Source organism: Streptomyces sp. NPDC001514 (assembly GCF_053597075.1).
The window spans coordinates 238,739-251,136 of record NZ_JBSFHO010000003.1 but is presented as its reverse complement, the minus strand read 5'-3'; the positions used below and the strand labels follow the sequence as shown (position 1 = coordinate 251,136).

The following is a 12,398-nucleotide window of genomic DNA, read 5'->3' as shown; positions in this document are numbered from 1 at the left end:
ACGCTCCGGATCAGGGGGTCGCCGTCGAGACGACATACACCTTGGGCGAGGACGGATCGGTCAGATCGGCGGTGATGTCCTGGGTCGGCCTGGGATCCTCCTGCCGGTGCGTGGTGCCCGCCCAGTAGGACTCGGGCCCGAAGGACCATCCGACGGTGGAGGCGTCGCGCTCGCCGATGGTGACCGTGCCGGTCTTCAGCGCGGAGCGGCTGGTGCCGGCCTTGTTCAGGAAGCGGTCGAGGCCCGCGGCGGTGGTCCGGAAGGTGACGTAGAGACGGCTGGACTTCCAGTTGGAGGTCTCGTAGTAGGCGACCTCGGTGGACTTCGCCGGGATGGGCACCTCGAACACGCGGCGCTTCATCTTGGACGGCCAGCTCTCGCGCAGCCCGGTGGCCGACGACTCCCGCTCCTTGTCCCGGCCGCTGTCGCGGCTCTGCTCCGCGGAGATCACCAGATAGCCGGCCGGGACGCCGATGAGCAGCACGATGACGATCGCGGTCAGCCAGCGGCGGCGGATCATGTGGCGCCGGTCCTCCGGCGGACGCACGGTCCCGTCCGGGCGGATGGTCCCGTCCGGGCGGGTCGTCCCGTCCGGGCGGACGGTCTGTCGGGGCAGGGTCATGAGGAGGGTTCCTGGGGGGTGGTGCGGGCGGTGTTACCGGTGTCGCCGTTGTTGCCTTGGCTTCCGTTGCCGGCGTTGCTGCCGTTGCTGCTGATGCCGCCGAGGCTGCCCGGGTTGCGGAGGGCCTGGGCGTACCGCTCGTATCTCTCGTGCCGCTCGACGCGGCGCCTGTTGGCGCGCCGGAAGCGCCGGGCGACCAGCCGCGCAAGGTCGGCGGCGCCGACCATACCGGCCTCGGGGCCGAGCTCGGCCTTGACGATACGGGCCTCCGGCCGGTAGCCGCGCCCGGTCAGATGGCGGCGGAAGGCGTCCCGGGCGGGCCCGATCAGCAGATCGTCGGCTGCGCTCACGCCGCCGCCGATGACGAAGCAGGAGGGGTCGAGAGCGGCGGCGAGGTTGGCGATGCCCACGCCGAGCCACTGGCCGATGTCCTCGAGCAGCTCGACGCACATCGCGTCGCCCTCGCGGGCCAGCTCGGTGATCAGCGGGCCGGTGATGTCCGGGACGTTGCCCTTGACCCGCTCGATGATGTTGTACGCGACAGGGGAGTCGGCGGCCGCCAGCTCACGGGCCTCACGGACGAGGGCGTTGCCGGAGCTGTACTGCTCCCAGCAGCCGCGGTTGCCGCAGGGGCAGCGGTGCCCGCCGGGCACGACCTGCATATGGCCGAACTCGCCGGCGACGCCGAACTTGCCGCGCTTGACCTGCCCGCCCTCGAGGATCGCGCCGCCGATGCCCGTACCGAGCGTGATCATGACGAGATGGTCCTCGCCGCGGCCGGCTCCGAAGCGCCATTCGGCCCAGGCGGCGGTGTTCGCGTCGTTGTCGACCATGACGGGGACGGCCAGGCGGTTCTGCAGCGCGTCACGCAGCGGTTCGTTGCGCCAGGCGAGGTGGGGCGCGAACAGCACCTTGGAGCGGTCCGCGTCGACCCAGCCGGCCGCGCCGATGCCGACGGCGTGCACATCGTGCCGGTCCGAGAGGTCGAGGACCAGCTCGACGATGGTGTCCTCGACGACCTTGGGACTCTTGGACTTGTCGGGGGTCTCGGTGCGGACCTTCTCCAGGATGACCCCGTCGGCGTCGACGACGCCGGCCATCACCTTCGTACCGCCGATGTCGATGCCGACGGTCGGGACACGGGGCGCCGTGAGGTGGGAGCGCCGCTCTCGTGTGCCGACGGTCCGCAGGACGGTGGCCCGGGCGGAGCCTCGGCTTGTGAAGTCACGGTACGTGCTCACGACGTCCCTGCGAGTGGTGGTGGGCGGTCCGGATCAGCGGAGGCGGACGGCGCCCGCCGTGCCCGATTGTGCCATCCGGGCATCGCAGGGGGGCCGTGCGAGGGCGGGGGCGCGCAGCGGAAGCCCCTGCCCTGCGTTCACACAGGGGCGTCGTTCACACAGGGGCGTCGCCGGACCCGCTTCCGATGCCCTGGCGGTCGGGGGTCATCGCGATCGCCAGCAGGGCCGGGTCGGTGAACGAGCGCGCCACCGACTCGTCCAGGAGCTTCAGCTGCGCCCGCACGGAGGGCAGGTGCGATTCGGGCAGGGCGGCGAGCAGGCCGTCCAGCAGGGCCCGGAGCCGTCGGCAGATCTGGGTGGAGGTCGCACCGTACTCACGGATCTCGGTCACACCGAGCTGGAGGAAGTCCGCCCAGGCCCGCCCGGGGACCACCAGCCGGGTCCGGCCATGGCTGTCGTGGAGGGTGTAGCTGTGGCTCAGCTCCGCCTTGCCGACCGTGTGCAGGAACGCCTCGATGTGGTTGAGGAGCTGAACTGCGGTCGTGGGATCGTTCACGGCCGGTGAGAGCGCTCTGATCGCGATGTCGACGAGGATGCGGAGGGCGAAGGCGGGGTCCTGCTCGATGGTCCGCTCGACGCCCAGCGCGACGAGTCCGGTCAGGGCCCGGGCGTCGGGGGGCGGTGCGCTGTGGACCTCGAGCAGCGTGGCGCCGGGCGGTACGGAGTCACCCACCCGGTGGGCGAGCACGATCACGCAGTCGTGGCGCTCGGCGACGGCCCTCAGCCGCGCCGCGTTGATGCCCTGGATCGTGCCGCCCTGCTCGGTGGGGATCCGGGTCACGGGTCCGCCCGTCAGGGGTGCCGTCCGCTCCCCGCCGCGGATCGTGCCGCTCTCGGCCAGCATCGTCCCCCGGTCGATCAGCCGTCGTCCCGCCCCTGACACCAGGGCGGCGATGGCCACGGGTCTCAGGTTGTGGATGAATCGGTTGAGATAGATCAGGAGGAGCAACAGACTCGCCGCGACGCCCGCACCCGCCAGGGTGACACCGAGATCGGGCACGAAGTCCGTCTCGATGCGGCGCAGCAGCGAGAAGGCGAAGGCGAACGTTCCGGCGAAGGTGGCGAGCACGGCCTTCTGCAGCCGGTCCCGGTACCAGAGCCGCATGTAGCGCGGGGAGAGCGTTCCCGTGGCCTGCTGGACGACGAGGACGCCGATGGTCACGACGAAGCCGAGAAGAGCGACCATCGCGCCGACGATCGAGCTGAGAACGCTGCTCGCGGTCGACGCGGAGTACTGCCAGTCCTCGGGCACCCTCACCTTGCTGTCGAGCCACACCGTGGCGTCCGCGAGGAGCACACCGAGAACGATGCCGAGCAGCGGAACCATCCACAGACTTGCCTTGGCGTACTGCCGCAGCCGGAAGACCGTCGCCCAGGACATCATCGCTCGCGCCCCCGGGGTGTCAGCTGATGTTCTCTCGCCCTTCCACGGTAGGGCCGCTCCCGGATATGCACGAATCATCCAGACAATTCCGAAAGGCCCGAAATGTCTTGACTGTCTAAGCTGATGGGGTGGCACGGGACTGCCTGGCCAGGGCGAAAGGGGCTCGCGATGAACGACTACCCGCTCGACTACCCCCTCATCGAGGACCACGGTCTCATCGGTGATCTGCAGACCGCAGCACTCGTGACCACACACGGCACCATCGACTGGTTCTGCTGTCCACGGTTCGATTCGCCGAGCATTTTCGGTGCGCTGCTGGACCGCGAAAAGGGCGGGTACTTCAGGGTCGCACCTGCCGACAAGACGTACACCAGCAAGCAGTTGTACTTTCCCGACACCGCGGTCCTCGTCACCCGCTTCATGACCGAGGCCGGAGCCGGTGAGGTCATCGACTTCATGCCGGTGACGGGCACGACGGCGACGAATCGCCATCGACTGGTCCGTCTGCTGCGATGCGTCCGCGGCAGCATCACCTTCGAGGTCGACATCGTTCCGCGGTTCGACTACGGCCGCGCCCCGCACGAGCTTCATGTCACCGAGAACGGGGGGGTGTTCGTCGCGGACGGCATGGAGCTGACCCTCCACGCCATCCGCGAGCCCGAGGACGTACGGCTCGTCACCGACGTCACCGGCGACCGTGACGTGCACGCCAAGCTGACCCTGCAAGCCGGTCAGGAGCGGGGAATCGTCATCGAGTCCTTCGCCGACGGCCCGCCCCGGGAGATCGGGCACGCCGAGTTCCAGCAGCTCTTCGAAGACACGGTCGGGTACTGGCGCGGCTGGCTCGGCCAGTCCCGTTACTCCGGCCGCTGGCGGGAGGCGGTGGAGCGCTCGGCCATCACGCTGAAGCTGATGACGTACGCGCCGAGCGGCGCGCTCGTGGCGGCGCCGACCACCGGACTGCCCGAGCAGCTGGGCGGCGAGCGGAACTGGGACTACCGGTTCACCTGGATCCGCGATGCCTCCTTCTCCGTCTACGCCCTGCTGGGGCTCGGATTCACCGAGGAGGCGACCGCGTTCATGGTCTGGCTGCACGACCGGGTCCAGGAGAAGGCGGGCAACTCCGGCGACACCGGGCCGCTCAACATCATGTACCGCGTCGACGGCTCCTCCGACCTCGTCGAGGAGACCCTGGGCCACTGGGAGGGCTACCAGGGCTCCAGCCCCGTACGCATCGGCAACGGCGCGGCCGACCAGCTCCAGCTCGACATCTACGGCGAGGCGATGGACAGCATCTTCTTCGCCCACGAACGCGGTCTTCAGGTGGGGTACACCGGGTGGAAGTCACTGCACACCATCGTCGACTGGCTCTGTGACAACTGGGACCAGGCCGAGGAGGGTCTGTGGGAGACCCGCGGCGGGCGCCAGCACTTCACCTACGGCCGGGTGATGTCCTGGGTCGCCTTCGACCGGGCGCTGCGGCTGGCCGCCGCGAGCGGCCGGCCGGCCGCGCTCGCACGCTGGAGCGGTGAACGGGACAAGATCTACCAGCAGGTCTACGAGCGCGGCTGGAACGCCGAGCGGAAGGCGTTCGTACAGCACTACGGCAGCGAGGTGCTCGACTCGTCGCTACTGCGGATGTCCACCGTGGGCTTCATCACCCCGAGCGACCCGATGTGGACCTCGACTCTGGACGCGATGGACCGGGAGCTGGTGTCCGACAGTCTGGTCTACCGCTACAACCCGGAGGCCTCACCCGACGGGCTGCGCGGCTCCGAAGGCACCTTCTCCCTGTGCACGTTCATCTACGTCGACGCACTCGCGCGGGCGGGCAGGCTGGACCAGTCGCGACTCGTGCTGGAGAAGATGCTGACGTACGCCAATCATCTGGGCCTCTACTCCGAGGAGATCGACCTGACCGGACGCCAGCTGGGCAACTTCCCGCAGGCCTTCACCCATCTCGCCTTCATCGATACGGCCCTCACCCTGGATGCGGCCCTGAACCGGGCAGGCGGAAAGGCCTCACCGGTTCCGCCGGCCGACGCGGCCTGAGCTCCCGTCGGTTCACGGCTCACGTGCCCCGGCCTTCCCGGGGCCGAGGAGTACGGCCCTGTCACCCGTACCCGGGACGGGCGCCTCGGCCTCGGTGACGGGGTCGAGACGGCCGTCGGCCCGTACCACGAACAGCCGGTCGTACCCCGACGGCGGGGCCTGGTCCGCGGGCATCACCAGGAAGCGCTCCCCCTGTTCGTACCGGGCTGCCAGCAGGTGCCGGACCAGGTGCCTGCCGAACAGGATGTCGCCGCCTGTGTAGGGGGCGACGACGCCATGGCTGTCGTGCGGGGGCCCCACCCGGTAGACCGGGCCCTCGACGTTGTCCTCGACCATGACCGAGGCGAGCGCGTTGAAGTCGTCGTCGTCGGTGAGCAGGAACACGGCCGAGACTCCCTCCAGCCGGGCCCTGGGGTTGGTGGCCGTCGCCAGCATGTCTCCCTTGGCCAGTTCGATCCCGGCACTCCGGACCCGTTCCCGCTGCTCGTCGAGCCCCGCCCACATGAGCACATCGAGACCCGCGGACTTCAGTGCCTGTCCCAGGCCGATCACCCACGGGTCGCCTCCCACCAGCAGGGGCCTGGCACGCGCCGGACTGGTGACCCCCAGCCGTCGGGCGATGGGCGCCGCGGTGAGCGCGTACAGCAGAACCGTTCCCACGATCACCAGGAAGGTGACCGGAAGGATCTTGGAGGCGCCTTTCAGCCCCGTGGCGACGAGGCCGGCGGCGAAGGTCGAGGCCGTGGACGCCGCCACGATGCCGCGCGGAGCCATCCATCCGATGAACGCCCGTTCCCCGCCGGTCAGGCCCTCGCCGTGGGTCGCGGCGAAGGCCACGAGCGGCCGCACCACCAGGACGAGGACCGCGATGAGAATGAGCGCGGGAAGGAGCACCGGCACCACCGACGCCGGGGTGACGGTGGCCGAGATGGAGATGAACAGCAGCCCGATGATCAGCTGGACCAGCGTCTCGAAGAAGGGACGGCGGGCGGGCATGTCGAAGCCCCGGATGTTGGTCACGGCCAGTCCAGTGACGATCGCGGCGATCAGGCCCGTGTCGTCCCGGACGATGTCGCATACCGCCGACACGGCGATCACCGTGGCCAGTTGCGCCAGTGTGCCGAGCGTTTCGCCGAGCCTGAGGGTGCGCAGCGTCAGCCACAGCAGCGCGACTCCCACGGCCCCGCCCACCAGGCCGATGGACAGGCTGATGAGGAACTGGCCCAGCTGGTATCCCCTGCCGATGTCGATGCGGCCCGTCTGGGAGACGGCATGGAACACGATCGCGCCGAGGATGCCGCCGATCGGGTCGATCAGCGTTCCCTCCCAGATCAGGATGCGCCGCAACTTGTCCACGGGCCGCACGTACTCGAGCAGCGGCCCGACGACCGTCGGCCCCGACACGACGAGGATCACGCCCAGCATCGCCGCCACCTTGAGCGGCACGCTGAACAGCGCAGGGCCGATGGCACAGATCACGAGGAAGGTGAGGAGCACACCGAGCAGCAGCAGCCTGACCACGATCCAGCGGGTGCGGCCCGTGAGATTGCGCAGGTTGAGCCCGAGACCGGCGTCGTAGAGAATCACCGCGACGGACAGCGACACCACGTCAGCGAAGTCCGGCCCCACCAGCTCGTCCGGGTTGACGACGTCGGTCAGGGCACCCGCGGCGAAGCCGACCGGCAGCAGCACGATCAGCGAGGGGACGCGCAGCTTGCTCGCCAGGATCTGTGAGCCGGTGGCCAGGACCACGGTCAGGGCGATACCGAGGAGGATCTGGTTGTCGGTCAGCACGGTATGTCCGTCCCGTCAGTCGCCGTCGGCCCGGCTACCTGTCCCGCCCTCCCGCAGGTCGGAGTCGGTGAGGGACTCCAGCTCGCCGTGGGTGTCCAGCCAGTAGAGGAAGAACACGGCCGGGAAGACGAGAATCACCGCGACGAGCGTGACGAAGGCCAGCCACTTCAGCGTCGTGGGATCGCCCGCCGCTTCCTGCACGGTCAGGGACTTCGGAATCAGGTAAGGGCGCTGGGCGAACCCCCAGGCGAAGACGGCCGCAGCGACCATGCCGACCGCGGTGTAACGCGACCACCGCCCGCTTGACCGCAGCAGCAGCCACCCCGTGCCCAGGGCGCACACGACGGCCACGATCACGAACGCGAGGCCCGCACCGTGGGTGAGTCCGTGCCAGACATGGGGCGCGTCGCCATGGGTGACGGCGAACGCGGCCACACCGAGCAGGACCACGACGACGAGGGTGCCGAGCGCACGGCGGCGGAAGTAGCCGACGAGGTCGGGTGTGTCGAAGCGTGCGGCGTCGGCGCTGAGGAACACGGCGCCGAGGAACGCGGTCGCGGCGACGGTCAGCAGCCCGAAGAAGATGGACGTCGGATTGGACCAGGCGTCCGCCGATGCCTCCGTGCCGGGTGCGACCCTGCCGGATGCGATGCCCCCGACGGCGGCGCCGAGGAAGAACGGGGTGAGCAGTGAGGCGATGGCGAACACCGCACCGTAGACCCGCCGTCGGGCCAGCCGCCGGGTGGGCTTGCGCAGCGCGAAACCCGCACCGCGCAGGACCATGCCGACGGCGGCGAGCGCCAGCGGCAGCCACATCGCCGAGAAGAGCGTCTGGAACAACACCGGGAACCCGGTCCACATGACGACGAAGATGAAGATCAGCCAGACGTTGTTGACCTCCCAGACCGGCGCCATGGCGTGGTCGATCAGCCACCGGGGCCGCTTCCCGCGCTCCGCGCCCCCGGCGAACAGGTCCCAGAAGCCGGCTCCGTAGTCCGTGCCACCGGCGCAGGCGTAGGCGGCGACCACGAGCAGCAGGACGAAGGCGATGAGGCCCGCAATGGTCATGACCGGCCGTCCTCACCCGGTGCGGGACCCGTGCCCTCGGCGGCGAGGGCACCGCTGTCCGGGGGCTTGGAGCGCGGACCGTACGGGGTGTCGGTCTCCGGCTCCTCCACCGGGTGCCCCTTGGCCCGCTCGGCGTCGGCGAGACGCCAGCGGGTCCGCATCTTGAGCAGCACGGTCAGGAACGCCCCGAAGAGGAGGACGTACACGACGATCACCAGACCGAACATGATCCAGAGACTGGTGGACCGGGTGGCCGTCACCGCTTCGGCGACCCGCATGTTCTGGTACACGATCCAGGGCTGCCGCCCCACCTCGGTCGTGATCCAGCCGCATTCGACGGCGACGACCGAGGCGACACCGGCGCATGCCGCACTGCGGTAGAACCAGCGGTTGGCGGGCATCCGGTGCCCCCTCAGCCGGTACCACGCGTACCAGAGGGCGAGCAGCACCAGCAGCGAGCCGATCACGGCCATCAGGTCGAAGGCCCAGTGGACGATGGTGGCCTGGGTGGCGTTGGGCCGGTCGGAAACGGGGACGGAGGTCAGCCCGATCACCTTGGTCTTGGGGCTGAACCCGGCGAGGATGGAGTCGAGTTGGGGGATCTTGATACCACCGGAAATGGTTCCGTCCGGGTGGAGCCGGCCGAACAGGTACTCCGGTACATGGGTGTCGGTCTCCCAGACGATCTCCATCGCGGCGAACTTCACGGGCTGCTTGTGGAAGACGGAGCGGGCGATCGAGTCGCCGAGCACGAACTGGATCGGGCTGACCACCGCCGCGAGCGTGAAGGGGACGGTGAACCCGAGCCGGTGGTAGTGGTCCCTGCGGCCCCTGAGCCAGCCGACCGCGTAGACGCCCGCGACGACGTACCCGGCCGTCACCAGCATGGCCCCGACGAAGTGCCAGTACTCCGGCCCGAACATCGGGGTGAAGATCGCTTTCCAGACGTCGACGTCGACGGGTTTGCCGTTGGAGTCGAGCGTGAAGCCCTGAGGGGTGTTCATCCACGAGTTGGCCGCGAGGATGCCGAACGCCCCTAGCAGCGCGGTCGCCGGCAGCGGCAGCCCGAGGAGGAAGTGGGTCCTCGGCTTCAACCGACGCCAGCCGTAGAGATAGATGGCGATGAGGACCGATTCGAGGAAGAACGCCCAGCCCTCGACGCCGAATCCGATGCCGAAGACGTCGCCCCACGTACCCATGAGGCCCGGCCAGAGCAGCCCGAACTCGAAGGTGAGAACCGTGCCGGTCACGATGCCGACGGCGAACTGGACCGCCATGACCGCCGACCAGCGGCGGGCGAGCAGCAGAGCGACGGGGTCGTTCGCGCGCAGCCCCCGGTAATGCATGATCAGGGTGATCAGCGGCAGCGCCACCCCCATCGGCACCAGGATGATGTGGGAGGCCAGGGTGAAGGCCATGAGCTCCCTGGCCGGGAGCAGTTGGGCGGGTGCGTCCGCCAGCAGGTGGGCGTCCGCGAGCAGCTGGACCGGAGGGTGCATACGTGCCTTCGGTGGTCGGGCCCTGGGGAACGGGCGCGCGTCATCCGCCCGTGGCGAATCCGGGGAAGAGGGTCATACCGCCGTCCACGTAGAGCGTGACGCCGACCACGTAGTCCATGAGGTCCGATGCGAGAGCGACGGCGGCCAGGGCGATGTCCTCGGGCTCGCCGACCCGGGCGTACGGAATGAGCCGCAGCAGGTCCTTCTCGGCCTCAGGGGTCGACCAGGCGCTCGTGTTGATCGGCGTCTTGATGGCGCCGGGCCCGATCGCGTTCACCCGGATCTTCTTCGGCGCCAGTTCCTGGGCCAGCGTCTCCATCATCATCTGTACGCCGCCCTTGGAGGAGGCGTAGTTCACGTGGCCCGACCACGGGATGAGCTGGTGGACCGAGCTCATGCAGATGATCTTCCCGGCGGAGCGTGACACCTCGGGGACGACGCCGCGCCGCAGGAACTCCTTCGCCGCCTCCCGGGCGCACAGGAACTGACCGGTGAGATTGACGTCGATGACCTTCTGCCACTGGGCGAGCGTCATCTCGGTGACCGGGGCGTCGCGCTGGAGGCCCGCGTTGGCCACCATGATGTCGATGGTCCCGAACTCCTGGACCATACGGTCGACCATGCCGACCACCTGGTCCTCCTGGGAGACGTCGGCCTCGTAGGCGGCCGCGCGCACCCCGAATGCCTGGATCTCCTCGACGACCTGCTCGGCGGCTTCCTGCCCGGCCACGTAGTTCACGACCACATCGGCACCCGCCCGGCCCAGGCCGATCGCCGTCGCTCTGCCGATACCGGAGTTGGCGCCGGTGACCAGCGCCTTCTGTCCCTTCAGCAGCGGCGGGATCGCGTTCGGCTGGGTGTTCACGATGCCTCCTGGGTACGTCCTCGGGTCCTGGGGACCGTGGCGGTGTCGCCGTCCGGGACCCGCGGGCCACCGAACCATCAGGAGGCCCGTGAGGGTGGCATTGCGCGCTGCGCTTGGGCCGTTGGTGGCCGATCTTCCCCCGGTCGGGTCAGCCGCGCAGCCGTTCCACGATGTGGTCACCGACGCGCATGGCGTTCGCGATGGCCGTCAGGGACGGGTTGACCGCCCCGATGCTCGGGAAGAAGCTCGTGTCGACGACGTAGAGGTTGTCGAGGTCATGGGCCTTGCAGTTGACGTCCAGGGCCGAGCTGCGCGGGTCGTCGCCGAAGCGCACGGTGCCGGCCTGGTGGGCGGTCGCGCCGATGGGCATGCCCTTGTGCAGATAGATGCTGTGCGACAGCAGATGGTGCTCGTGCATGCCCAGGTGGCCGAGCATGCCCTGCAGCTTGCGCCGCAGCCGGTTCAGTCCCCCGATGTTGTTCTTCTCGTCGAGGGCCAGATGGATGCCACCGTCCTTGTCCAGGGTGACCCGGTTCTCGGGGGCGGGAAGGTCCTCTCCGCACAGCCAGAAGTCGACGGCGTGGTGGGCGAGCACCTCGAAGGGCATGTCCGGGGTCACGGCCCCGGCCCAGCGGGGGGCCTCGCCGTGGATCTGCTCGGCGTCCGACTTGCCGAGCATCTGGATGCCGCCCAGCGGATAGTCCCAGTCGTCGGCTCCGAAGTACCAGTCGTGAAGGGCGAGGGTCTTCTGGAACTGGGTGTCGTTGGGCTCCTTGGAGATGGCCATGAGCGCCAGGTTGTTGTGCCGCATGTAGTGTCGGCCCACCACGTCCGAGCTGTTGGCCAGCCCGTTCGGATGCCGGTCGTTGGCCGATGCCAGCAGCAGGACCGCGGAGTTGACGGCGCCGCAGGCGACGACGACGACATCGGCCGAGAAGCGGGCCGGTGATCCGTCACCGCCACCGCCACCGAGCTGGGTGACGACGGTACTGACGCTGCGTCCGGTGGGGTCGGTCTCCAGGCGGACCACATGGGCGTTGGTGATCATCTCGACGTTGGGGTGCTCCAGGGCCGGCTCGACGCAGATCACCTGCGCGTCGGACTTGCCGCGCACCAGACAGGGGAAGCCGTCGACCCTGTTGCAGCGGATGCAGACGCTGGAGTGGACGGCCCGGCCGTTGGCATCCTGCAGCAGATTGACCCCGATGGGCAGATGGAAGGGGTGGAGCCCCCGCTTCTCGAGGTCGTCGCTCAGCTGCTGGATGCGCGGCTCGTGCTCGACGGGCGGGTACGCGTACTGCTCGCTCGCCGGGCCCTCACCGGGGTCCTCCCCGTGCCGGCCGTGTACGAGGTAGAGGTGCTCGGCCTGGGTGTAGTACGGCTCCAGATCCTCGTAACGGATCGGCCAGGCCGGGGAGATGCCGCCGTGGTGGCGTAGTTCGCCGAAGTCCTGGGGGCGCAGCCGGAAGAGGGCGGCCCCGTAGAACTTGGTGTTGCCGCCGACGTAGTAGTTGACCTCCGGCGGGAAGCTGTTGCCGTGCTTGTCGTACCAGAACTCGGGGGCTCGGTACTTGCCCTTGACGAAGACGGCCGTGGAGTCCCAGTTGTCCCGCTCGCGGGGGAGGTAGTCGCCGCGTTCGAGAATGAGCACACGCTTCCCCGACGGGGCGATGCGATGGGCGAGGGTGCCTCCGCCCGCGCCGGTGCCGATGATGATGACGTCATAGTGAGGGAAGTCGTTCACTGCGGTCACCGTCCTCGCGGTTCTGGCCTGTACATCGAACGTATCGGTGGATGGGGTGGGCGGCGACCG

At 69.2% G+C, this 12,398-nt stretch carries 9 protein-coding genes; 1 reads left to right on the top strand and 8 read right to left on the bottom strand.

From position 1 onward, the window contains the following. Positions 1-10 precede the first annotated feature (10 nt). The 3 genes from ACWCXB_RS05645 to ACWCXB_RS05635 all read right to left on the bottom strand — a co-directional run bounded on the left by ACWCXB_RS05645 (position 11) and on the right by ACWCXB_RS05635 (position 3,307). Positions 11-622 (bottom strand): hypothetical protein, encoded by a 612-nt coding sequence (locus ACWCXB_RS05645; RefSeq protein WP_450719313.1) that lies wholly within the window; start codon positions 620-622, stop codon positions 11-13. After that, entirely contained in the window at positions 619-1,863 is a 1,245-nt protein-coding gene (locus ACWCXB_RS05640; RefSeq protein WP_450719311.1) for an ROK family glucokinase, read from the bottom strand. Before ACWCXB_RS05640 ends, ACWCXB_RS05645 begins: the two co-directional genes overlap by 4 nt. A gap of 154 nt (positions 1,864-2,017) precedes the next feature. Then, a complete protein-coding gene (locus tag ACWCXB_RS05635) occupies positions 2,018-3,307 on the bottom strand; it encodes a DUF2254 domain-containing protein (RefSeq protein WP_450719309.1) in 1,290 nt (429 codons plus the stop codon). Between the two features lie 168 nt (positions 3,308-3,475). On the opposite strand from ACWCXB_RS05635, the gene ACWCXB_RS05630 reads away from it, so the two are divergent. Next, entirely contained in the window at positions 3,476-5,359 is a 1,884-nt protein-coding gene (locus tag ACWCXB_RS05630; RefSeq protein WP_450719307.1) for a glycoside hydrolase family 15 protein, read from the top strand. 12 nt (positions 5,360-5,371) lie between these two features. On the opposite strand, the gene ACWCXB_RS05625 is transcribed toward ACWCXB_RS05630, so the two are convergent. From ACWCXB_RS05625 to ACWCXB_RS05605, 5 genes are all read right to left on the bottom strand, one after another. Then, on the bottom strand, positions 5,372-7,150 hold the full coding sequence (locus tag ACWCXB_RS05625) for a cation:proton antiporter (protein WP_450719535.1): 1,779 nt from the start codon (positions 7,148-7,150) through the stop codon (positions 5,372-5,374). Between the two features lie 18 nt (positions 7,151-7,168). Further along, complete coding sequence (locus ACWCXB_RS05620) at positions 7,169-8,221, bottom strand: cytochrome d ubiquinol oxidase subunit II (RefSeq protein WP_450719305.1); 1,053 nt, start codon at positions 8,219-8,221, stop codon at positions 7,169-7,171. Next, entirely contained in the window at positions 8,218-9,720 is a 1,503-nt protein-coding gene (locus tag ACWCXB_RS05615) for a cytochrome ubiquinol oxidase subunit I (protein ID WP_450719304.1), read from the bottom strand. The genes ACWCXB_RS05620 and ACWCXB_RS05615 overlap by 4 nt, the downstream gene beginning before the upstream one ends. A 40-nt stretch (positions 9,721-9,760) precedes the next feature. Further along, the gene (locus tag ACWCXB_RS05610) at positions 9,761-10,555 is read right to left on the bottom strand and encodes an SDR family oxidoreductase (protein WP_450719533.1); all 795 of its coding nucleotides are present in this window, start codon (positions 10,553-10,555) and stop codon (positions 9,761-9,763) included. 178 nt (positions 10,556-10,733) lie between these two features. Then, positions 10,734-12,329: a GMC oxidoreductase gene (locus tag ACWCXB_RS05605; RefSeq protein WP_450719302.1), complete on the bottom strand. Its 1,596-nt coding sequence runs from the start codon at positions 12,327-12,329 to the stop codon at positions 10,734-10,736. Between the last annotated feature and the right edge of the window lie 69 nt (positions 12,330-12,398).